Genomic DNA, 21,896 nt, shown 5'->3' on the forward strand with positions numbered 1-21,896 from the left:
AGCAAGAACGCCCCGGTGACACGGGGCGTTTTTTTTGCTGGTGCCGGCTTGCGCGGCTAGGCGGACTTGACCACTTCGTAGCGCGCCAGCGTCTTTTTGCGCGCTTCATCGTGGGCCACGATCGGTGCCGGATAATTTGCCGCGCCGCCATGCAGCCACGGCGCGTGGATCTGCTTGTCGCTCAGTTTTGCCAGCTGCGGCAGGTAGCGCCTGATGAATTTACCCTGGGCATCAAATTTCTCCGACTGGGTGATGGGATTGAATATGCGGAAAAACGGCTGGGCGTCGCAGCCCGACGAGGCTGCCCATTGCCAGCCGCCGTTGTTGGCGGCAAGATCGTAGTCATTCAGCTGCAGCGCGAAATAACGCTCGCCCCAGCGCCAGTCGATGCCCAGGTCCTTGACCAGGAAGCTGGCGGTGACCATGCGCAGGCGGTTGTGCATGTAGCCGGTGGAATTTAACTGGAGCATGGCCGCGTCCACCAGCGGGTAGCCGGTGCGTCCTTCACACCAGGCTATGAACAGTTCTTCGGCCGCCGGGCCGCTTTCAAATTCGATCGCATCGTAAGCCGGCTTGAACGAGCGCGCCACCACGTGCGGATAGTTAAACAGGATCTGGGCATAGAACTCGCGCCAGATCAGTTCCGAGCGCCACACCTGTGCGCCCTCGCCGCCGGCCCCGTTGGCTATCAGGGTATTGACCGTGCGCACCAGGTGCCGGATCGACAGCGTGCCGAAGCGCAGGTGCACGGACAGGTAGGAGGTGCCCTTGACTGCAGGATAGTTGCGGGCATCGCCATACGGCATGATGCGCGTGATGAAGTCCTCGAACAGCTGGGCGGCGCCGGACATTCCTGCCGGAATGGGCATGCTGGCTTCTTCAAAGCCGATGTCGCCCAGCGCCAGCAATGCCGATGGACCGGTGGGAGGGGCCAGGGCGGCGGCGTGGCGCTCCACGGGCCAGGAATCGAGGCACTCGGGTTCGGCCAGCATGCGCTTGATCCAGGCATTCTTGTACGGCGTAAAGATGGTGAACGTCTTTTCCGCGAGGGTCAGCACTTCATTCTTTTCAAAAATCACGTGGTCCTTGGACAGCAGCAACTGCCGTCCGTCGGCCTGCAAATGGCCGGCCACGGCTTGGTCGCGGGCAATGGCCTGGGGCTCGTAGTCATCATTGGCGAACACGGCGTCCACGTCCAGTTCCCGGGCCAGGGCCGGGATTGTGTCCTGCGCCACCCCGTGGCGGGTGATCAGGTAGCCACCGAGCTGGCGCAGCTGGGCATCGAGTTCAGCCAGGCTGGCGTGGATGAAGCTGACCCGGCGGTCGGCACGGGGCAGCGGCGCGAGAATGTCGCTATCGTAAATAAAGACACAATAGACGTGTCGGGATGAGCTGAGCGCCAGATGCAGTGCGGCATGGTCGAAAGAACGTAGATCCCGGCGGAACCAGACGAGCGATTTGTTGAATGTCATTATCGTGTTAGGGGTCAAGAACAGAACGTGTTTTACTGCGTACCATGACTTTTAGCCATGCCTGGACGGCCCTGGCGCTGGTGATGGGGCCAAATCAGTGTAAACTATCGAAAAGCCCGATGTTTTAGCCGGGATACTAGCAGCAAACCTCACGAGTCGAGGAAGAGAGAGTGATGCGTATGAAGAAAAGCAAAATTGGTAGGACGTCGCCCGTGCCCGGCATGTCGCATGATGATTCGGGCCGGTTCGAGGAAGGCTTCGCTTCTTCTTCCGCCACCTCGCTCAATCTTGCCAACCATTTCCTCATCGCCATGCCATCGATGGATGATCCCGTCTTCGGCGGCGCCGTCGTGTATATCTGCGAGCACAACGACAAGGGCGTGCTGGGCGTGATCATCAACAAGCCCACCGACATGACGATGGAAATCTTGTTCGAGCGCATAGACCTGACCATCACGGACGGCCTGCACAACGATGTCGTCAACGAGCCAATCATGTTCGGCGGCCCGGTCCAGGACGACCGCGGCTTTGTGCTGCACACGCCAGGCGCCCATTATTCTTCCTCGCTTACCGTCACCAGCGAAGTGGCGTTCACCACTTCCATCGACGTGCTGGAAGCGGTCGCCAACGGTTCTGGTCCACAGCGCCTGCTGGTATCGATCGGTTACGCGGGCTGGAGTCCCGGCCAGCTGGAAGAGGAAATCGGCCGCAATGGCTGGCTCACCGTGGGCGCCGACGCCCATGTCCTGTTCGACCTGCCTGCCGAGGAACGCTACACCGCCGCCATCAAGCTGCTGGGCATCGATCCCCTGATGCTTGCCTCCGAGGCCGGTCATGCATAATGGTTGAGCAGGCCGGCACGGGCGCGGTGGAGATCATCCTGGGATTCGACTTCGGCATCAAGCGTATCGGTATTGCCATGGGGAACACGCTGACCGGGCTGGCGCAGCCGCTGGCCGTGGTCAAGGCCATCGACAATGCTGCGCGCTTCCAGCAGATCGGCCAGCTCATCAGCGAATGGCGTCCGGCCCGCCTGGTGGTGGGCGAGCCGCGCCACCCGGACGGGGCCGAGCACGAGATGACCTTGCGCTGCCGCCGGTTTGCCAATCAACTGCACGGCCGTTTCAGCCTGCCGGTGGAACTGGTGGACGAGCGCTATTCCTCGTCCGTCATCCCGTCCCGGCGCGGCGAAGTCATCGACGACAAGGCCGCTGCCATCATTTTGCAACAATACTTTGACGATCATGCCAACCACAACTAGTCACTTCGACGCCGAGGCGCTGTACCGCGAGCTGCTCGAACAGGTCAGGGCCGGCCTGACCCAGGTCCCCAATGCCGCCATTGTCGGCATCCACTCGGGCGGCGCCTGGCTGGCACAGCGCCTGGCCGCGGACCTGGGCCTGGAGCAGCGCAGCGGCTCGATCGACGTGTCGTTCTATCGTGACGACTACGCCAGGAAGGGCCTGCACCCTGACGTCAAGCCGACCCACATTCCATTTAACGTCGATGGCGCTACCATCGTGCTGGTGGACGACGTGCTGTACACGGGCCGTACCACGCGCGCGGCCATCAACGTGCTGTTCGACTATGGCCGCCCGCAGCGCATCATGCTCGCCGCCCTGGCCGACCGCGGCGGGCGCGAACTGCCGGTGGCTGCGGAATTCGTGGGGACCACGGTGGCGTTGGCGCCCCGGCAGTCGCTCTCGCTGGCGCGCTCGCAGGAGGGACAATTTACGCTAACGATAGAAAACGACCATGCTTAATCCGCAACTGAACAAACATGGGGAGCTGCAGCACCTGCTCTCCATCGAAGGCCTGCCCAAGTCCATTGTCAACCACATCCTCGATACCGCGTCGAGCTTTGTCGGCATCTCGGACCGGGAAGTCAAGAAAGTACCGCTCATGCGCGGCAAGAGCGTGTTCAACCTGTTCTTCGAGAATTCCACCCGCACCCGCACCACCTTCGAGATCGCGTCCAAGCGCCTTTCGGCCGACGTCATCAACCTGAATATCCAGGCTTCGTCGGCCAGCAAGGGCGAGTCCCTGCTCGACACCATCGACAACCTGTCGGCCATGCACGCCGACATGTTCGTGGTGCGCCACGCGCAGTCGGGCGCGCCCTACCTGATCGCCAAGCACCTGATCGATACCAGGCAGTCCCATGTCCACGTGGTCAATGCCGGCGACGGCCGCCACGCTCACCCTACCCAGGGCTTGCTGGACATGTACACCATCCGCCACTACAAGAAGGACTTTACCAACCTGACCGTGGCCATCGTGGGCGATATCCTGCACAGCCGTGTGGCGCGTTCGGACATCCATGCCCTGACCACGCTGGGCGTGCCGGAAGTGCGCGCCATTGGCCCGCGCACCCTGCTGCCGGGAGGTCTGGAGCAAATGGGCGTGCGCGTGTTTAACAATATGGACGAAGGCTTGAAGGGCGTGGACGTGATCATCATGCTGCGCCTGCAGAACGAGCGCATGAGCGGCGCGCTGCTGCCGTCGGCCCAGGAATACTTCAAGAGCTATGGACTCACGCCCGAGCGCCTGGCGCTGGCCAGGCCGGACGCCATCGTGATGCATCCGGGCCCCATGAACCGGGGCGTGGAGATTGATTCGGCAGTTGCTGACGGGCCGCAGGCAGTGATCCTGCCGCAGGTAACCTTCGGCATTGCGGTACGCATGGCGGTAATGAGCATCGTGGCAGGGACGCAAGGATGAAACTACATATCAAGAACGGGCGCGTGATCGACCCGGCCAATGGCATCGACAAGGTGCAGGACCTGTTTATCGCCGATGGCAAGATCGCTTCCACCGGCACCGCGCCGGCAGGCTTTGCCGCCGACCAGACCCTCGACGCCGGCGGCCTGGTGGTGGCCCCCGGCCTGGTGGACCTGTCGGCCCGCCTGCGCGAGCCGGGCTACGAATACAAGGCCACGCTCAAGTCGGAACTGCAGGCGGCCATGCAGGGCGGCGTCACCTCGCTGGTATGCCAGCCCGACACCGACCCGGTGCTCGATGAGCCGGGCCTGGTCGAAATGCTCAAGCACCGCGCCAACAAGCTCAATCAGGCGCGCGTGTATCCGCTCGGCGCGCTCACCACGGGGCTCAAGGGCGCGGCGCTGACGGAAATGGCGGAGCTGACGGAAGCGGGCTGCATCGGCTTTTCGCAGGCGGAAGTACCGGTGCTCGACACCTCGGTGCTGCTGCGCGCCCTGCAGTATGCCAAGACCTTTGACTACACGGTCTGGATTCGCCCGCAGGACCCGCATATCGGCAAGGGCGGCATCGCGCACTCGGGACCCCTGGCCTCGCGCCTGGGATTGTCGGGCGTGCCGGTGATGTCCGAGACCATCGCCCTGCACACGCTGTTTGAGCTGGTGCGCGCCACCGGCGCCCGGGTCCACCTGTGCCGCATGTCGTCGGCGGCCGGGCTGGAGCTGGTGCGGGCGGCCAAGAAGGAGGGTCTGCCGGTCAGCTGCGACGTCGGCGCCCACCACGTTCACATGACCGATGCCGACATCGGCTTCTTCGATTCCAACGCGCGCGTCACGCCGCCGTTTCGCAGCCAGCGCGACCGCGATGCGATCCGCGCCGGCCTGCTGGACGGGACCGTGGACGCGATCTGCTCGGACCACACGCCGGTGGACGACGATGAAAAGCTGCTGCCATTCGGGGAAGCGTCGCCCGGCGCCACTGGCCTGGAACTGCTGCTGTCGCTGGCCCTCAAGTGGAGCGACGATTACGCCGGTGCCGACCTGCCACGGGCCCTGGCCAAGGTCACGGTGGATGCCGCGCGCGTGGCTGGCCTGCCGGGCGGCACGCTGTCCATCGGCGCGGCCGCCGACGTGATCGTATTTGATCCGCAGGCGCGCTGGAAGGTCGAGGCAGCGGCACTGGCCAGCCAGGGCAAGCACACCCCGTTTCTCGGCTACGAACTGGCCGGCCAGGTCAGGACAACCATCGTCGGAGGACGGGTGGCCTTTTCGCGCCAGTCATGAGGTCCGGTCGGCAGACACCGCGGTCCGGGTGCTGACCCGGTGATCAGGTACTACTATCGCCTGGCGCGCGTCATCCTGCATCTTGTGGCCGGCCTGGCGGCGTGCGCGCTGTTCTTCCCGTGGGCAGGCGCCGCGTGGCGCGACCGCACGGTGCAGCGCTGGTCACGCCGGCTGCTGGCCATTGCCGGGGTGCGTGTGCGCCAGGAAGGCGGCGTGCCCGCGCTGGAGCACGCGATGATCGTTGCCAACCACGTATCCTGGCTCGACATCTTTGTCATCAATTCGCTGCATCCCTGCCACTTCGTGGCCAAGAGCGAAATCCGCGAGTGGCCGGTACTGGGATGGCTGGCGGAGAAGGGCGGAACCGTGTTCCTTGCGCGCGGCAACCGGCGCGAATTGCGCCACATCTTCAAGGGCATGGTCGCCGCTTTGCAGGCCGGCGAGCGGGTCGCATTTTTCCCGGAGGGGACCACGGCAGCGCAGGGCACGGTGCTGCCGTTCCACGCCAACCTGTTCGAGGCGGCGGTGGACGCCGGCGTGCTGGTGCAGCCTTATGCCGTGCGCTACCTGGATCAGGACGGCGGCCTGCACGCGGCGGTGGACTTCACCGGCGACACCACGTTTGCACAAAGCATGAAGGCAGTGCTGTCCGGGCCACCCATCGAAGCGCGCCTGACCTGCCTGGCGCCGCTGCAAGGCGCAGGCGCTCACCGGCGCGAGCTGGCGCAGGCCGCGCACAACGCGGTGGCGGCGGTGCTGGAGCGCTAGTGTCCCGAGTTGGCGATTCTCGCCGCTTCAAATCAACGACCTTGCAAGCCAAAACACTAGGCCCGGGGGCCACCGTGGCGTTTGTATTGCGGGCAGTCGACGTCGATCAGGACGCGGGTATCGAGGCATACTGCGGTCAGCCGGCCGCCCCATACGCAGCCGCTGTCCAGTCCCACCACATCACTGCGGTGCAGCACGCCCAGCGCAGACCAGTGACCGAACACGATGGGGGTGCCTGCGCTTTGACGGTTGGGCAGGTCGAACCAGGGCAGCAGCCCGGAGCCAGGTGGCGCACCGGCGCTTTCCTTCTGCTTGAAATCCATGACGCCGTCCGGGGTGCACAGGCGCATGCGGGTGAGCGCATTGACGATGCAGCGCAGGCGCGCGATGCCGGTCAGGCTGTCGTCCCAGCGGTCCGGCTCATTGCCATACATCTGGCCGAGGAAGTCCATCCATCCGGGGCCGCGCAGTACGGCTTCGACTTCGCCGGCCAATTCCAGGGTGCGCTCGGCACTCCACTGCGGCAGCACGCCGGCATGGACCAGCAGGTGGCCCTTGGCCATCAGTGCCAGCGGGCGGTGGCGCAGCCAGTCCAGCAGTTCGGCGCGGTCGGGCGCGGCCAGGATATCGTTTAGCGTGTCGGACGGCGAGACCGACTGGGCGCCGCATGCCACCGCCAGCAGGTGCAGGTCATGGTTGCCCAGCACTGCGTCCACCTGCCCGCCGGGGGCGCGCGACATGGCCGCCACCTGGCGCAGGGCAGTGAGCGACTCCGGGCCGCGATTGATCAGGTCACCGACATAGATAATGCGCGCGCCGCCGGGCGCGTCGTCGGCGATTCGCTTGAGCAGAACGGCCGCTTCGTGGGCGCATCCCTGCAGATCGCCGATGGCGTACGTTTTCATGGTAGGGTTAAAAATGGTCAGGGTTTGCCAGTTTCACATAGAATTGCGGTTTAACTCTACAACATAGCAGGCCCAGTCATGATTTTAGTAACGGGCGGCGCCGGCTTTATCGGCGCCAATTTTGTCCTTGACTGGTTTGCCGGCTGCAATGAGCCGGTGGTCAATCTCGACAAGCTGACCTATGCAGGCAATCTGAGCAATCTCGCTTCATTGGAAGGCGACGAACGCCACGTCTTTGTGCACGGCGATATCTGCGACAGCCGGCTGGTTCTGGACTTGCTGAATAAATTCCGGCCACGCGCCATTGTGCATCTGGCCGCGGAAAGCCATGTCGACCGCTCAATCCGCGACCCCGCCATATTTATTGAAACGAATATCAACGGCACTTTCACGTTGCTGGAAGCGGCTAGAAGCTACTGTTCCACGCTCGCTCCGGGCGAACGGTCGGGGTTTCGCTTTCTGCATGTCTCAACCGACGAGGTGTACGGGTCGCTGGGCGCGAGCGACCCCGCTTTCACGGAAAGAACGGCCTTTGCACCCAACAGCCCCTATTCGGCGTCCAAGGCGGCGGCAGACCATCTGGTGCGCGCTTATCATCGCATGTACGGCCTGCCGACTCTGACAACCCATTGCTCCAACAATTACGGTCCGTTCCAGTATCCGGAAAAACTCATTCCGCTCATGATTGCCAATGCGGTAAGTGGCAAACCCTTACCGGTGTACGGAGACGGCAACCAGGTGCGCGACTGGCTGTATGTCAGTGACCATTGCGCAGCCATACGGTGCGTGCTCGATGGCGGAACACCCGGCGAAGTGTATAACGTGGGAGGGGGCTGCGAAAAAACCAATATCGAGATTGTCCATATCTTGTGCGATATACTGGACAGGCTCATTCCCAGGCAGACCAGCTATCGCGCCCAGATTCGTCACGTACAGGATCGCCCTGGTCATGACCGGCGCTATGCTATTGATTCCTCAAAACTTGAGCGCGAGCTGGGCTGGACGCCGATTGAATCGTTCGAAACCGGCATGGTCAAAACTGTGGCATGGAACCTGAATCATCGGGACTGGGTTGCGGCGATGGCTGGGAAGGAAGTTGCCGACCATGCATAATCCTGTCAAGCGCAAGGGCATCATCCTGGCAGGTGGCTCAGGAACACGGCTCTATCCGGTAACCGTCAGCGTCTCCAAGCAGTTGCTCCCGGTGTACGACAAGCCCATGATCTATTACCCGCTCACCACCTTGATGCTGGCAGGAATCCGGGAGATTCTCGTCATTTCCACACCGGCCGACACGCCGCGTTTCCAGGAACTGCTCGGCGATGGCGCCCAGTGGGGCATCAGCCTGCGCTATGCAGTCCAGCCTTCTCCTGACGGGCTGGCCCAGGCATTCATTATCGGCCGGTCTTTTGTGGACGGGCAGCCTTCGGCGCTTATCCTTGGCGACAACATCTACTATGGGCATGGCCTTGATCAAAGGCTCAATATGGCCAGCGCGCAGCAGGACGGGGCCACCGTTTTCGCGTATCACGTGCAAGACCCGGAGCGTTATGGCGTGGTGGAATTTGACGCCGGCCGGCGCGCGATCAGTATTGAAGAAAAGCCGCAGCAGCCAAAATCCCCTTACGCAGTGACGGGCCTGTATTTTTATGACCAGCAGGTGTGCGACATCGCCGCGCAGATCACACCATCGGCGCGTGGCGAACTGGAAATTACAGATATTAATCGGGCTTATTTAGAGGCTGGCAAGCTGGCCGTGGAAGTCATGGGACGCGGTATGGCCTGGCTTGACACCGGCACCCATGAATCCTTGCTTGATGCGTCACATTTCATCGCCACTATCGAAAAGCGGCAGGGTTTGAAAGTTGCCGTACCTGAAGAAATTGCTTATCGTAAGGGTTATATTTCAGCCAGTGACTTGGAGCAACTGGCAGCGCCGCTGAAACAGAATGGTTATGGGCGATATCTCCTTCAAGTTCTCCAAGATAAAATATTCTAATGAAAATTACCCCTACCGCCATCCCGGAAGTGCTGATTCTGGAACCCCAGGTGTTTGGCGATGACCGTGGCTTTTCGTTTGAGAGCTTTAATGCGCGCCGGTTTGAACAACTCACTGGCGTGCCAGCCAATTTCGTGCAGGACAATCACTCGCGATCAGCCAAGGGAGTCTTGCGGGGATTGCATTACCAGATCCGCCAACCCCAAGGAAAACTGGTGCGCGTGCTGTCCGGGGCCATTTTCGATGTGGTTGTGGACATGCGGCGCTCCTCGCCATTCTTTGGCCGATGGGTCGGTGCTGAACTGTCGGCCGAGAATCGGCATCAAATCTGGGTCCCGCCCGGTTTCGCCCACGGCTTTGTCGTCACCAGCGAAACTGCAGAGTGCGCATACAAGACCACGGATTACTGGGCCCCGGAATTCGAGCGCGCGGTAATCTGGAACGATCCGGCCCTGGCTATCGACTGGCCATTGGAGGGTGCTCCCATGTTATCCGGAAAGGACAGTCAGGGGACGCTGTTTGCCGATGCCGAGTACTTCGAATGAAAATCCTGCTCACCGGTGCGACCGGGCAGGTGGGCCATGAGCTCGAACGGTCGCTGCAGGTGCTGGGCGAGGTGGTGGCCCCCGGGCGCGCCCTCCTGGATCTGGGAGATCTTGACCAGTTGCGTACCGTTATCAGGGCGATGCGCCCCCAGCTGATTGTCAACGCCGCAGCCTATACCAATGTCACCCTGGCGGAAACCCAGGGGGCGCTGGCGCACCGCATCAATGCGTTGGCGCCAGGCCTGATGGCAGCAGAAGGGCGCCGGCTCGGTGCGCCACTCGTGCATTTTTCCACCGATTATGTTTTTGATGGTGGCAAAGCGGGGCCTTACCTGGAAACCGATCAGACCAATCCGCTCAATAGCTACGGCGCCAGCAAGCTGGCCGGGGAGCGCGCTATTGCCGAGTCGGGCGCTGCGCACCTCATCTTGCGCGCCAGTTGGGTGTATGGCTTGCGCGGCAATAATTTTCTTACCACCATGCTGCAATTGGCGCGCGAGCGCCACGAACTGCGTGTGGTTTCTGATCAGCATGGCGCCCCCACCTGGAGCCGGACCATTGCAGACTGCACAGCTGCGGTATTGCTGCAGGCGCGCACTGGTGGCCAGGCATGGTGGGAGCGTCATGGCGGCATTTACCACATGAGTGCGGGCGGGCAGACCAGTTGGTATGGATTTACCAAAGCAATCCTTGCCCGATCCGGTTTGGCGTGTCAGGTGATACCGATATCCACTGCCGAGTATGGCGGCGCGGCGCGGCGCCCGGCCAATTCAATGCTGAATACGGATAAACTCACGTCCCGGTTTTGCGCAATCCCGGCGTGGGACACGGCATTACAATTGTGCCTCAACGGGTACGCTCAAAAAAGGTGATCTGGATACCAGCCAATGGCGGATTGCTGGACTACGGGTGCCGGCGCGGCTCACCCCATTTGCTTAATCCCTGAAAGTTTATGTTTATTGTTCTTTGTCATTCGGGATAGGTGGCGGCGAGGTAAGGTGCATTTTCAGGATTCCAGATGTCTTATTTTGCGCAATAAGACTGGCAATAAGATGCGAATGTAGTATATTGCGACAATTGGTGAGTTTTCACCTAATCTGATTCAACTCTCATTCAAGGAACGATGATGGATCTGTCTAATATGTCCGTTGGCGACTTACGCAACCTGCAGGACCAAATCAAACAGGAAATGAAAAAGCGCGAGCACCAGGAAGTCGCAAAAGCGCGCGAACAGATCCTGGCAATCGCCCAAAGTGTCGGCGTACCCTTGAAAGACCTGATCGCATCGGCCCCCCGCGCCAAGAGCGGCACCGTGGCCGTGCGCTTCCGCCACCCGGATAATGCGTCCCAGCAATGGACCGGGCGCGGACGCCAGCCAAAATGGGTCAAGGAATGGGTCGATGGCGGCAAATCCATCGACAAGCTGCGCGTAGGCTGAATGTCCGGGCAAGATTCATGTAATTGACACTGCCCCGGTAGCGGCAGGATTCGCGGGCCATTTTCCAAACGGCCCCGCTTGCCGCTACAATACGCTTCAATAGTTTTCAATCTGATATTTCCCCACATTTCATGCCTGCCTGTCATCGCCCCGTGCGATGCGGCCCATTTCCAGGGTTCCTGATGCTTCCAATTTCCAAGACCATTTTCAAAGCCTATGACATCCGCGGCGTGATCGGCTCCACGCTCGACGCTGGCGTGGCCGGCAAGATCGGCCAGGCTTTCGGCCGCGCCGCCCTGGCCAAAGGCGAACGCACGGTCGTCATCGGCCGCGACGGGCGTCTGTCCGGGCCGGAACTGTCTGCCGCGCTGGCCGCCGGCTTGCAGGCGGCAGGCGTGGACGTCATCGACCTGGGCGTGGTTGCCACTCCCATGGTGTATTTCGGCACCAATGTGCTGGGCGCTGCCTCGGGCATCATGGTCACCGGCAGCCATAATCCACCTGACTACAATGGTTTCAAGATGGTACTGGCCGGCGAAGCCATTCACGGCGCCACCATCACGGCCCTGTACGAGAGCATTCAAGCCCATGACGGCAGCGTTGCCGCCACCCCGGGCAGCTACAGCACATACGACATCAAGGAACAGTACCTGCAGCGCGTCATTGGCGACGTCAAGATCAGCCGTCCCATGAAAATTGCCGTTGACTGCGGCAATGGTGTGGCCGGCGCATTTGCCGGCGACCTGTATCGCGGCATGGGCTGCGAAGTCATCGAGCTGTTCTGCGAAGTCGACGGCAACTTCCCGAATCACCACCCGGACCCCGCGCATCCGGAAAACCTGCAAGACCTGATTCGCTGCCTGCAGGAGACCGACGCCGAAATCGGCATTGCCTTTGACGGTGACGGCGACCGCCTCGGCGTGGTGACCAAGGATGGCCAGATCATTTATCCTGACCGCCAGATGATGCTGTTTGCCGCAGATGTCCTGGTCCGTAATCCGGGTGCCCAGATCCTGTATGACGTCAAATGCACGCGCCACCTGGCGCCGTGGATCGCCAAACATGGCGGCGAGCCGCTGATGTGGAAGACTGGCCACTCGCTGGTCAAGGCCAAGCTGCGCGAAACCGGCGCGCCGCTGGGCGGTGAAATGAGCGGCCACATTTTCTTCAAGGAGCGCTGGTACGGCTTTGACGACGGCCTGTATTCAGGCGCCCGCCTGCTGGAGCTGCTCACCCGTGTGGAAGACCCGTCGGCGCTCATGAACGCGCTGCCGCAGTCCGACAGCACGCCGGAACTGCACCTGCACCTGAAGGAAGGCGAGAATGTCACCCTGATGGATCACTTGCGCGCCAACGCCACTTTCCCCGGTTCCGAGCGCATCATCGATATCGATGGCCTGCGCGTGGAGTACCCGGATGGATTCGGGCTGGCCCGCTCGTCCAACACCACGCCGGTGATCGTGATGCGCTTTGAAGCGGAAACGCCGGTGGCGCTGGCCCGCATCCAGGCTGAGTTCAAGCGTGTCATCCTGGCCGCCAGGCCAGACGCGCAGCTGCCGTTTTAAGCCGTGAAGATCCTGCTGGTGCGCGTCTCCTCGCTGGGGGACGTGCTGCACAATCTGCCGATGGTGGCCGACATCTTGCGCAACCATCCCGGCGCCACCATCGACTGGGTGGTGGAGGAAGGCTATGTCAGCCTGGTGCGGCTGAACCCGGGTGTGCGCAGGATTATTCCGTTTGCCCTGCGGCGCTGGCGCAAGAGCCTTGGCAATCCTGCCACCCGGGCCGAGATCAAGGCCTTCTATCGCACCCTGCGTGAAGAAGCGTACGACTACGTGTTCGACACCCAGGGCTTGCTCAAGACGGGCCTGATCATGGGCGCGGCGCGCGTGGTCAAGGGCGGCGCCAAGGTGGGCCTGGCCAACGGCAGCGAAGGCTCCGGCTATGAAGGCATTTCGCGCCTGTTCCATACCAGGAGCATCCGGCTCGACCCACGCACCCATGCAGTGGCGCGCGGCCGGCTGGTCGCGGCCGCCGCGCTCGGCTACCAGGCCGACAGCGCGCCCGACTTTGGCCTGCCGTCGCCGGACGCGGCCAGCAGGTGCGACTGGATGCCGGCTGCGCCCTATGCCGTGTTTTTCCATGGGACCGCAGGCGCGTCCAAGAAGTGGGCCACCGAGAACTGGGTCGCGACCGGCAAGGCGCTCGCGCCAATGCCGGTGCTGCTGCCATGGGGCTCGCCGGGCGAGAAATACGAGGCCGAGATGTTGGCCGCCAACCTGCCGCACGCGCAGTTGCTGCCCCAACTGTCGATGATGGACGCGGTAGCGCTGGCCCGCAATGCGGCGCTGGCCATCGGCGTCGATACCGGCCTGACCCACATCGCGGCGGCCTTCGGGCGCCCCACGGTGGAAATCTACTGCGACTCGCCCAAGTGGAAGACCGAGGGCAACTGGTCGCCCGTCATCGTCAACCTGGGCGACAAGGGCGCGCCGCCCTCGGCCCAGGCCGTGATCGAGGCCGCGCGCGGCCTGCTGGACCGGTCCTGATGCGGCATCTGTACACGCTGCTGTGGTGCCTGGCGCTGCCGCTGGTCCTGGCGCGGCTGTGGTGGCGTGGGCGCAAGGAGCCCGGCTACCGCCAGCATTGGCGCGAACGCCTGGGCTTTTACGGCAAAGCGATCGCGCCGCGCCACACCCTGTGGGTGCACGCGGTGTCGGTCGGTGAAACGCGCGCCAGCGAGCCGCTGGTGGATGCACTGCTGGCACAGTGGCCCGAAAGCCGCATCATCCTGACCCACATGACCCCTACCGGGCGCGCCACCGGCAAGGCCCTGTTTGCGCGCCATGGCGAGCGTGTGCTGCAGGCCTATCTGCCCTACGACATTCCGTTCATGGTGCGCCGCTTCATCGGCCACTTCGCGCCGCGCGTGTGCATCCTGATGGAGACTGAAGTGTGGCCCAACCTGGTCGCCGCCTGCCATCCGGCGGTGCCGGTGGCGCTGGTCAATGCCCGCCTGTCGGCGCGCTCGCTGCGGCGCGGCCGCAAGTTTGGCGTTCTCATGACCGACGCGGCCGAAGCGCTGGCGCTGGTGGCTGCCCAGACCGAGGCCGACGCTGCGCGCGTGCGCGCGCTCGGCGCGCGCCAGGTGGCCGTCACCGGCAGCATCAAGTTTGATGTGGTGGTGCCGCAAGCGGCGCTGGAGCTGGGCGCAGCGTGGCGCCGCAGCATGGGAGAGCGCAAGGTGATGCTGTGCGCCAGCACGCGTGAAGGCGAGGAGGCGCTGATCCTGGACGCGTTCGCGCCCTGGCTGGCGCAGCTTGACGCCCCCCTGCTGGTGATCGTGCCGCGCCATCCGCAGCGCTTTGACGATGTCGCGGCGCTGGTCGCCGCGCGCGGGCTGACGCTTGCGCGCCGCTCGCTGCTGGGCGAATCAGCAGTCAGCGAGCAGGTGCTGCTGGGCGACTCGATGGGCGAAATGTTCGCCTACTACGCCGCCTGCGAGCTGGCCTTTATCGGCGGCAGCCTGCTGCCCCTGGGTGGCCAGAACCTGATCGAAGCATGCGCGCTTGGCAAGCCGGTCCTGACCGGTCCCCATACCTTCAATTTCGAGCTTGTCACGCAGGAGGCGATTGCCGCCGGCGGCGCCCTATGCGTGGCGGATGCCAAAGAGTTAGTTAAACAAGCGCGCAGATTATTGGTGGATGAAACGGCAAGGACGGCCATGGGAGAAGCCGGCGCCGCCTTTGCAGGCCAGCACCGGGGCGCGACAGCGCGCACAGTTGGTTTGCTGCGACACATAATTGCCTGACCACTGGTACCATGTCCTCACAATAAAAAGAGGGGATTGTCATGTCGCGGTTGAATCAAGCTTCACAAGCCGGCAGTAACGCTGCCGGGGCGCCGTTATGGCGCGAAGGCTCGCCCGGTGGACGTCGCATGGACGCTGCCTATCCGGATGCGGGCGAGGTCGGCGAGACCTTGCCGGCCGCTGCCGAAGAACTGCATTTCAAGGTGCGCTATGCGCTGCCTGAATACGTGAGCTTCATGTGGCAGCACGCGGGTTACCTGATCCGCCGCCGCCGCATCGGCAAATTCGCCACCTGGTGGATGCTCACCAAGAGCACCTCGGCCGCGGCCATGCATTTTGTGGCGCAGGGCCGCTCGCGCCACCTGTACGACTTCCTGGTCGATGTCCACGGCATCGTGCGTACCAGCGGCACCGGCGTCACCCTGGTGCCGTGGGGCGACGTCATCGCCATCCGGCGCTATACCAATGGCTACATGATGGTGCTCAAGCGCGGCACCCTGCCGGTGCCGTTTCGCTGCCTCGATACGGCCCAGACCCGTCTCATGGAGGTGTTCGCGGCCACCGTCAAGGCTTCGCGCCACGCGTGAGCGCCACGGCTGCGCCGCCAGGCGCAGCGGGCCGCATCAGGTAAATAGCACGGGCAATTCCTGCGAGCGCTGGCGCAGCGCCGTCTTGGCCCCGTCGTAGTCCGGATAAACCGATGCCACCGTGGCCCAGAACCTCGGGCTGTGGTTCATTTCCTTCAGGTGTGCCAGTTCATGTGCCACCACATAATCAATCAGCGGCAGCGAAAAATGCACCAGGCGCCAGTTCAGGCGAATGTTGCCACCCACAGTGCATGAGCCCCAGCGGGTCCCGGCCGACGACAGCGTCAGCGAGGCGTACGACACGCCCAGGCGCTGCGCATACGCGTCCATGCGTTCTGCAAAGATGCGCCTGGCCTGGTCGCGATACCAGATCTTGACGCGTTCCTTGAGCTGCCATTCGGCCAGCCCGGGCACCACGCCAATGGTCAGCACCTGCGCCTGGCCGTCAAACACGCAGCTGCTGCGGGTGGCCTCCACCAGGCGCAGTGTGATCTCGCCGCCCAGGTAGGGCAGCCGGGCGCCATCGATCCACTGCACCGGGGGCGTCTGCTGGCGCGCCGCGCGCCGCTCGCCCCGTTCCTGCAGCTTGGTCAGGATCCAGCGCTGCTTGGCGCGGATCGCATTGTCGATTTCGGCCAGCGTGATGCGGCGCGGCGCCGTGACGCGCAAGCCGTTATCGTCAATCATGAAGCCGATCGAGCGCCGGCTGGAGCGGCGCAATTCAAATTCGAGGCTATGAGGGCCAAGCTGGATGCGGCGCAGTGGCGGCGCGTCCGGGGCAGGGGTGGGGACCGGCAGTACCACCCTGGGTGGCGCCGGCGGCGCCTTGAACAGGGGCTGGGGCGGCGCGGGCCGGGGCGCAGGCGCCGCCGGTTCGAGCGCCGCGTAGAAGTCCTGCGCGAACAGCTCGAGCTGCGCCGGATTGATCCTGGCCTGACGGGTGTCAGGCTCGTTAGACGACGCCCGTATCAGGGCGCCGACTTCGCTGAGCCAGCGCTGTAGACGTGGGGCGAAATGACGCGCATTTCTGATTCTATCCAATTTTCTACCTCTTGCATCATGCTCTCGGCCGTGTGGCCGGCGGGCGAAATCGGCTTGCCGATAGAGACCGTAATTACGCCGGGGCGCTTCAGGAACGACTTCTTGGGCCAGCACTCGCCTGAATTATGCGCGATCGGTATGACAACCGTGTTGGTTTCGACAGCCAGGCGCGTGCCGCCGCTTTTGTATTTGCCCTTTTCGCCAACCGGGATCCGGGTCCCTTCCGGGAACATGATAATCCATTGTCCGTCAGCGAGCCGGCGTTTGCCATGTTCCACCACATGCTTGAACGCGTTCTTGCCCTGGCTGCGGTCAATCGGGATCATGCGCAGCAGGTACATGGCCCAGCCAAAGAAGGGAATGTAGAGGATCTCGCGCTTGAACACATACACCAGCGGGCGGGTGAGGTTGGGCAGCAGGAAAATGGTCTCGAACGCCGACTGGTGCTTCGACAGCACGATGGCCGGGGCGTCGGGCAGGTTTTCGCGGCCCTTGAACTGGTAGTGGATGCCGCAAATGACCTTGGCGCACCAGATGATGAAAACGTTCCAGCGCGAGGTGACCCAGAAGCGCTTGTTGTAGGGCAGGGGCGCGGCCAGAAAGCACACGCAGGCCCACACGATTGTGGCGACAACCATCACCACCATGAACAGCAGGGAACGCAGGAACAGGGTCACTTTAAGCAAAACAGTCTCCGGATGCAGCCATAAAAAAAAGCGGTCAGATATTGAAGGACAGGGGCGCTGGCGCCTTGAGCAGCTCGCCCACCATGGCGGCCAGGTCGGGATAGACGCGGGTGCCGGGCGGCAGGCCGCCCGTTTCCGACGTCTTTTGCCCCTTGCCGGTCAGGACCAGGTGCGGCGCGCAGCCACTGATGAAACCTGCCTGCAGGTCGCGCAGGGAGTCGCCCACCGTGGGTACGCCCTTGAGGCTGATCTTGAAGCGCTTCGAGATTTCGTCGAACATCCCGGGCTTGGGCTTGCGGCAGTCGCAGTTGTCAATCGCCGCATGCGGGCAAAAGAAGATGGCATCGATATCGGCGCCCACCTGCTGCGCCATCATGTGCATCTTCTGGTGGATGGCGTTCAGGGTGCGCATGTCGAACAGCTCGCGCGCGATGCCCGACTGGTTGGACGCCACCACCACCCGGTAGCCGGCCTGGTTCAGCTGGGCGATTGCCTCCAGCGAGCCGGGAATGGGTATCCATTCGGCCGGCGACTTGATAAAGGCGGGCGAGTCGTGGTTGATGACGCCGTCGCGGTCGAGGATGATCATCTTCATGCGCGGCGGTCCTCAGGTGGCCAGCTTGGAAATGTCGGCCACCCGGTTCATCATCGCGTGCAGCGACGACAGCAGTGCCAGACGGTTGTTGCGCAGGGCCGGGTCGTCGGCCATGACCATCACGCCATTGAAAAAGGCGTCGACATCATCGCGCAGCTGGGCCAGCGTCTTGAGCGTGCCGGTGAAGTCGCGCGTGGCAAAGGCGCCGTCCACCTGCGGGCGCACGCGGGCAATGGCGGCAAACAGCGCCTTTTCCGCGTCTTCCTGCAGCAGGCTTTCCGATACTTCGCCAATGGCGACATCGGTTTTCTTGAGGATGTTGGTGATGCGCTTGTTGGCAGCTGCCAGCGAGGCCGATTCCGGCAGCGCGGCAAAGGCCTGCACCGCCTCCAGGCGCTCGACGATGTCGTGCAGGCGATCGAGGTCGTCCACCAGCACCGCTTCCACTTCGCTCGGCGTAAAGCCGCGCTCGCGCAGGATGCCGCGCATGCGGTCGATCATGAAGGCGCGCACTTCCTTGACCGGGTCGACATAGCCGGCAATGCCGGTAAAGCGCGCGTTGGCCAGTTCCAGCAAATGCGAGATGGAGATGTCCATGCGCTTTTCAATCAGCATGCGCAGCACGCCCAGGGCATGGCGGCGCAGTGCGAACGGGTCTTTTTCGCCCGTTGGCTGCAGGCCGATGCCCCAGATGCCCACCAGCGTTTCGAGCTTGTCTGCCAGGGCCACCACGGTCCCGGTATTGGTCGATGGCAGGCTGTCGCCGGCAAAGCGCGGCTGGTAGTGTTCGGTCGCGGTCAGGGCCACTTCGTCGGCTTCGCCGTCATGGCGCGCGTAGTAGGTGCCCATGATGCCTTGCAGCTCGGGGAATTCGCCCACCATGTCGGTCAGAAGGTCGGCCTTGGACAGCAGGGCGCCCCGCTCAGCCAGCGCGGCGTCGTAGTTGAGCGCCAGGGCGATGTCGATCGCCAGGGCCACCACGCGCTTCGAGCGTGCCGCCTGGGTGCCCAGCTTGTTGTGGTAGACGACGTTTTCCAGCAGTGGCAGGCGCTCGGCCAGCGACTTCTTTTTGTCCTGCTCAAAGAAGAACTTGGCGTCCGACAGGCGCGGACGCACCACGCGTTCATTGCCGCCAATGATGTGCTGCGGGTCGCCGGTGGCGATGTTGGACACGATCAGAAAGCGCGAACGCAGCTTGCCGGCGGCGTCGGTCAGCGCAAAATACTTTTGATTGGTCTGCATGGTGAGGATCAGGCATTCCTGCGGCACGGCCAGGAATTCTTCCTCGAAGTGGCACTCGTACACCACCGGCCACTCGACCAGGGCGCTGACTTCTTCGAGCAGCGATTCGGGCATGAGCACCTTGTCGTCACCGGCGGCAGAGAGCAGGGCAGCGCGGATCTTTTCCTTGCGCCCTTCGATGTTGGCAATGACCTTGCCTTCGGTTTCCAGCGTGGCGGCGTACTGCTCCGCGTGCGCGATGGGCAGCGCCGCGCCATCGGTCAGGAAGCGGTGGCCCAGCGTTTCGCGCCCGGCCGTCAGGCCAAGCAGCGTGACCGGCACCACCTGCTCGCCGTGCAGGGCGATCAAGCTGTGCGCGGGGCGCACGAACTGCACGGTGCTGCCGTCCGGACGCTGGTAGCTCATGAGCTTTGGAATGGGCAGCTTGGCACTCGACTCTTCGAGCGCCGCCTGCAGGCCCGTATGCAGGGCGCTGCCGGCCACGCTGCGCGTGTAGAACAGGCTCTCGGCCTTGCCGTCGGCGGCGCGCTCCAGCGCGCTGATGTCCAGGTCCGCCAGGCCCATGGCTGCCAGCTTCTTGGCCAGCGGCGCAGTGCCCTTGCCGTCGGCGTCCAGGGCCACCGACACCGGCAGCACCTTTTCGCGCACCGACTTGTCGGGCGAGGTGGCGCGGACATTGGTGATGGACACGGCCAGGCGGCGTGGCGAGGCGTAGGCCGTGGCCACGCTGGCTTCATCGAGGAAGTCGCGTGTTTTCAGGCCGTTGACGATACCGGCGGCAAAGGCCGCGCCCAGTTTGACCAGTGCCTTTGGCGGCAGTTCTTCGGTCAGCAGTTCGACGAGTAGTGTGTGGTTCATGGTTGTTCTTCTTTTAGACGGCGGCAGCGCTCTTGGGAGCCATCGGGAATCCCAGCTTTTCGCGGGAGTCGTAGTAGGCCTGGGCGACCAGGCGCGACAGGGTGCGCACACGCCCGATATAGGCGGCGCGCTCGGTCACCGAAATGGCGCCGCGCGCGTCGAGCATGTTGAAGCTGTGCGAGGCGCGCATGATCTGCTCGTAGGCCGGCAGCGTCAGCTGCAGTTCGATCAGGCGCTTGGCTTCCGACTCGTGGTTGGCAAACTGCGCGAACAGCAGTTCGGTGTTCGCATGCTCGAAATTGTAGGTCGACTGCTCCACCTCGTTCTGATGGTAGACGTCGCCGTACGACAGGCGTTTCACCTCGCCGTTTTCTTCCCACTCGGTCCATACCAGGTCGTACACGTTCTCCACGCCCTGCAGGTACATGGCCAGGCGCTCGATGCCGTAGGTGATTTCGCCCAGCACCGGTTTGCAGTCAAGGCCGCCCACTTGCTGGAAGTAGGTGAACTGGGTCACCTCCATGCCATTGAGCCAGACTTCCCAGCCCAGGCCCCAGGCGCCCAGGGTCGGGCTTTCCCAGTCGTCTTCCACGAAGCGCACGTCATTTTTTTTCAGGTCCAGACCGAGCGCTTCAAGCGAACCGAGGTACAGGTCCAGGATGTTTTCCGGCGCCGGCTTGAGCACTACCTGGTACTGGTAGTAGTGCTGGAGGCGGTTGGGGTTCTCGCCGTAGCGGCCATCCTTGGGGCGGCGCGATGGCTGCACATACGCGGCGCGCCAGGGTTCCGGACCAATCGCGCGCAGGAAGGTGCCGGTGTGAAAAGTACCGGCCCCGACTTCCATGTCGTAGGGCTGGAGCAGGGCGCAACCCTGCTTGTCCCAGTAGGATTGCAAGGTCAGGATGATTTGTTGGAATGTGAGCATCTTGGTGGCTGCCGCGCGCAAAACGCACGATGTAGGTTTGCTAAAACGACCAATTTTAGCGGGTTTGGCGCGTTTTCGGGGCTGCGCGCCGGAACTATGTGATCTTTTATGGCATTTTCCCGTGTCTGCGATCGCTGCGGCACTTTCTCAGGCGAAAATTAAACTCGCGGGAACTTGCCAATTGAGTATCATGTCCGTGGCGTCCTTGCCAAACCACTTTTTTGCACCCACCACATGAACACTCCCCTTGTGCGCGCACCGCTGTTGTTGCTGGCTGTTGCCGCTTGCAGTTATGCCGTTCACCTGTCCGCGCAGGCGCAACGATCCCCGGGGTCCGGGCGTATCACGACGCAGCTGGGCGGCGCACAGCCGCCGCGCGACGAGTCTTTTTTACCGTATCGGCCTTTGCTGGAGGTGCAACACCATTTGCGCAAATCCATGCCGGCCGAATCGCCACGGGTGGATGCCTGGTACCGCGCCAGTTTCCCGGGAATGTCGGAAGCCGAGCGTGACGCCTATGTGCCGGCCGACAATGCCCTGACCCTGGTAAGCCGCTCGACAACAGTCAACATCCCCATTCGCCGGGGTGCCTATTTTGCGCTTCCCGAGTTACAGGACGCCTACGACGAGAAGGCCAAGCTGCTGATCGGCGGCGAGCGCACGGTCTGGGTTGGCGTGTGGTGGACGCTGCGCGTGCCGGACAGCCGGCAAGTGTCGTATGGCGATATCGTCAGCGCCAGGGCGCAGATCGCCGCCGTGCAAAACCGGATCTCCAACTATTCGCCACCCATGCTCAAGGCAGTCAAACGCAATCCCTACGATGGCATCAAGGCGTGCTTTCACGGAGACGACGGCGGCGCCATCCTGGTCAATGGCGAGGCGCGTGCCGATGCAGTGGACGGGTCGTGCAAGGTGTTGTTCAGCGACAGCCGCATCGCCAATGACGCCACCATCGCCTTTGCCGGCCCGGTGACCGCGGTCAGTTTCATCGACCGCCGCTTTTACACTCGCAGCAAGTAGTTC

At 63.0% G+C, this 21,896-nt stretch carries 23 protein-coding genes; 16 read left to right on the top strand and 7 right to left on the bottom strand.

What is annotated here, in order from left to right:
• Window positions 1-56: 56 nt before the first annotated feature.
• On the bottom strand, window positions 57-1,472 hold the full coding sequence (locus KY495_RS12485) for a deoxyribodipyrimidine photo-lyase (RefSeq protein ID WP_219879758.1): 1,416 nt from the start codon (window positions 1,470-1,472) through the stop codon (window positions 57-59).
• A 179-nt stretch (window positions 1,473-1,651) separates the two neighbouring features.
• On the opposite strand from KY495_RS12485, the gene KY495_RS12490 reads away from it, so the two are divergent.
• The 6 genes from KY495_RS12490 to KY495_RS12515 are packed head-to-tail and all read left to right on the top strand — an operon-like array spanning window position 1,652 to window position 6,241.
• Window positions 1,652-2,314, top strand: coding sequence for a YqgE/AlgH family protein (locus KY495_RS12490; RefSeq protein ID WP_219879759.1), 663 nt, complete (start codon window positions 1,652-1,654; stop codon window positions 2,312-2,314).
• Complete coding sequence (gene ruvX, locus KY495_RS12495; RefSeq protein ID WP_219879760.1) at window positions 2,314-2,733, top strand: Holliday junction resolvase RuvX; 420 nt, start codon at window positions 2,314-2,316, stop codon at window positions 2,731-2,733. The genes KY495_RS12490 and ruvX overlap by 1 nt, the downstream gene beginning before the upstream one ends.
• Window positions 2,717-3,235 (top strand): bifunctional pyr operon transcriptional regulator/uracil phosphoribosyltransferase PyrR, encoded by a 519-nt coding sequence (gene pyrR, locus KY495_RS12500; RefSeq protein WP_219879761.1) that lies wholly within the window; start codon window positions 2,717-2,719, stop codon window positions 3,233-3,235. The genes ruvX and pyrR overlap by 17 nt, the downstream gene beginning before the upstream one ends.
• Complete coding sequence (locus KY495_RS12505; RefSeq protein WP_219879762.1) at window positions 3,228-4,193, top strand: aspartate carbamoyltransferase catalytic subunit; 966 nt, start codon at window positions 3,228-3,230, stop codon at window positions 4,191-4,193. Before pyrR ends, KY495_RS12505 begins: the two co-directional genes overlap by 8 nt.
• Window positions 4,190-5,473: a dihydroorotase gene (locus KY495_RS12510; RefSeq protein ID WP_219879763.1), complete on the top strand. Its 1,284-nt coding sequence runs from the start codon at window positions 4,190-4,192 to the stop codon at window positions 5,471-5,473. Before KY495_RS12505 ends, KY495_RS12510 begins: the two co-directional genes overlap by 4 nt.
• Window positions 5,474-5,512: 39 nt before the next feature.
• Window positions 5,513-6,241 (top strand): 1-acyl-sn-glycerol-3-phosphate acyltransferase, encoded by a 729-nt coding sequence (locus KY495_RS12515; protein WP_219879764.1) that lies wholly within the window; start codon window positions 5,513-5,515, stop codon window positions 6,239-6,241.
• Between the two features lie 56 nt (window positions 6,242-6,297).
• Here KY495_RS12515 and KY495_RS12520 read toward each other — a convergent pair whose 3' ends face one another.
• Complete coding sequence (locus KY495_RS12520; RefSeq protein ID WP_219879765.1) at window positions 6,298-7,146, bottom strand: symmetrical bis(5'-nucleosyl)-tetraphosphatase; 849 nt, start codon at window positions 7,144-7,146, stop codon at window positions 6,298-6,300.
• Between the two features lie 78 nt (window positions 7,147-7,224).
• Here KY495_RS12520 and rfbB point away from each other — a divergent pair, with 78 nt between their 5' ends.
• The 9 genes from rfbB to KY495_RS12565 all read left to right on the top strand — a co-directional run bounded on the left by rfbB (window position 7,225) and on the right by KY495_RS12565 (window position 15,526).
• Window positions 7,225-8,259 (top strand): dTDP-glucose 4,6-dehydratase, encoded by a 1,035-nt coding sequence (rfbB, locus tag KY495_RS12525; RefSeq protein WP_219879766.1) that lies wholly within the window; start codon window positions 7,225-7,227, stop codon window positions 8,257-8,259.
• Window positions 8,252-9,145 carry a glucose-1-phosphate thymidylyltransferase RfbA gene (gene rfbA / locus KY495_RS12530; protein WP_219879767.1) on the top strand — a complete coding sequence of 298 codons (894 nt, stop codon included), beginning with the start codon at window positions 8,252-8,254 and terminating at the stop codon, window positions 9,143-9,145. Before rfbB ends, rfbA begins: the two co-directional genes overlap by 8 nt.
• Window positions 9,139-9,690: a dTDP-4-dehydrorhamnose 3,5-epimerase gene (gene rfbC / locus KY495_RS12535; RefSeq protein ID WP_219884231.1), complete on the top strand. Its 552-nt coding sequence runs from the start codon at window positions 9,139-9,141 to the stop codon at window positions 9,688-9,690. The genes rfbA and rfbC overlap by 7 nt, the downstream gene beginning before the upstream one ends.
• Window positions 9,687-10,562, top strand: coding sequence for a dTDP-4-dehydrorhamnose reductase (gene rfbD / locus KY495_RS12540; RefSeq protein ID WP_219879768.1), 876 nt, complete (start codon window positions 9,687-9,689; stop codon window positions 10,560-10,562). The genes rfbC and rfbD overlap by 4 nt, the downstream gene beginning before the upstream one ends.
• A 254-nt stretch (window positions 10,563-10,816) precedes the next feature.
• On the top strand, window positions 10,817-11,128 hold the full coding sequence (locus KY495_RS12545) for an H-NS family nucleoid-associated regulatory protein (RefSeq protein WP_219879769.1): 312 nt from the start codon (window positions 10,817-10,819) through the stop codon (window positions 11,126-11,128).
• A 182-nt stretch (window positions 11,129-11,310) separates the two neighbouring features.
• Complete coding sequence (locus KY495_RS12550) at window positions 11,311-12,693, top strand: phosphomannomutase/phosphoglucomutase (RefSeq protein WP_219879770.1); 1,383 nt, start codon at window positions 11,311-11,313, stop codon at window positions 12,691-12,693.
• A 3-nt stretch (window positions 12,694-12,696) separates the two neighbouring features.
• Entirely contained in the window at window positions 12,697-13,677 is a 981-nt protein-coding gene (gene waaC, locus KY495_RS12555) for a lipopolysaccharide heptosyltransferase I (protein ID WP_219879771.1), read from the top strand.
• Window positions 13,677-14,939 carry a lipid IV(A) 3-deoxy-D-manno-octulosonic acid transferase gene (waaA, locus tag KY495_RS12560; RefSeq protein WP_219879772.1) on the top strand — a complete coding sequence of 421 codons (1,263 nt, stop codon included), beginning with the start codon at window positions 13,677-13,679 and terminating at the stop codon, window positions 14,937-14,939. Before waaC ends, waaA begins: the two co-directional genes overlap by 1 nt.
• 128 nt (window positions 14,940-15,067) lie before the next feature.
• On the top strand, window positions 15,068-15,526 hold the full coding sequence (locus tag KY495_RS12565; RefSeq protein ID WP_219879773.1) for a YcxB family protein: 459 nt from the start codon (window positions 15,068-15,070) through the stop codon (window positions 15,524-15,526).
• Between the two features lie 36 nt (window positions 15,527-15,562).
• On the opposite strand, the gene KY495_RS12570 is transcribed toward KY495_RS12565, so the two are convergent.
• The 5 genes from KY495_RS12570 to glyQ all read right to left on the bottom strand — a co-directional run bounded on the left by KY495_RS12570 (window position 15,563) and on the right by glyQ (window position 20,873).
• Complete coding sequence (locus tag KY495_RS12570; protein ID WP_219884232.1) at window positions 15,563-16,498, bottom strand: M48 family metallopeptidase; 936 nt, start codon at window positions 16,496-16,498, stop codon at window positions 15,563-15,565.
• Entirely contained in the window at window positions 16,495-17,214 is a 720-nt protein-coding gene (locus tag KY495_RS12575) for a lysophospholipid acyltransferase family protein (RefSeq protein WP_374041010.1), read from the bottom strand. Before KY495_RS12575 ends, KY495_RS12570 begins: the two co-directional genes overlap by 4 nt.
• 73 nt (window positions 17,215-17,287) lie before the next feature.
• Entirely contained in the window at window positions 17,288-17,848 is a 561-nt protein-coding gene (gene gmhB, locus KY495_RS12580) for a D-glycero-beta-D-manno-heptose 1,7-bisphosphate 7-phosphatase (protein WP_219879775.1), read from the bottom strand.
• 12 nt (window positions 17,849-17,860) lie between these two features.
• Window positions 17,861-19,948, bottom strand: coding sequence for a glycine--tRNA ligase subunit beta (gene glyS, locus KY495_RS12585; RefSeq protein ID WP_219879776.1), 2,088 nt, complete (start codon window positions 19,946-19,948; stop codon window positions 17,861-17,863).
• A 13-nt stretch (window positions 19,949-19,961) separates the two neighbouring features.
• A complete protein-coding gene (gene glyQ, locus KY495_RS12590; protein ID WP_219879777.1) occupies window positions 19,962-20,873 on the bottom strand; it encodes a glycine--tRNA ligase subunit alpha in 912 nt (303 codons plus the stop codon).
• A 438-nt stretch (window positions 20,874-21,311) separates the two neighbouring features.
• On the opposite strand from glyQ, the gene KY495_RS12595 reads away from it, so the two are divergent.
• The gene (locus tag KY495_RS12595) at window positions 21,312-21,893 is read left to right on the top strand and encodes a hypothetical protein (RefSeq protein ID WP_219879778.1); all 582 of its coding nucleotides are present in this window, start codon (window positions 21,312-21,314) and stop codon (window positions 21,891-21,893) included.
• Window positions 21,894-21,896: the final 3 nt, after the last annotated feature.

It is taken from the genome of Massilia sp. PAMC28688 (assembly GCF_019443445.1).
Classification (GTDB): domain Bacteria; phylum Pseudomonadota; class Gammaproteobacteria; order Burkholderiales; family Burkholderiaceae_D; genus Telluria_A.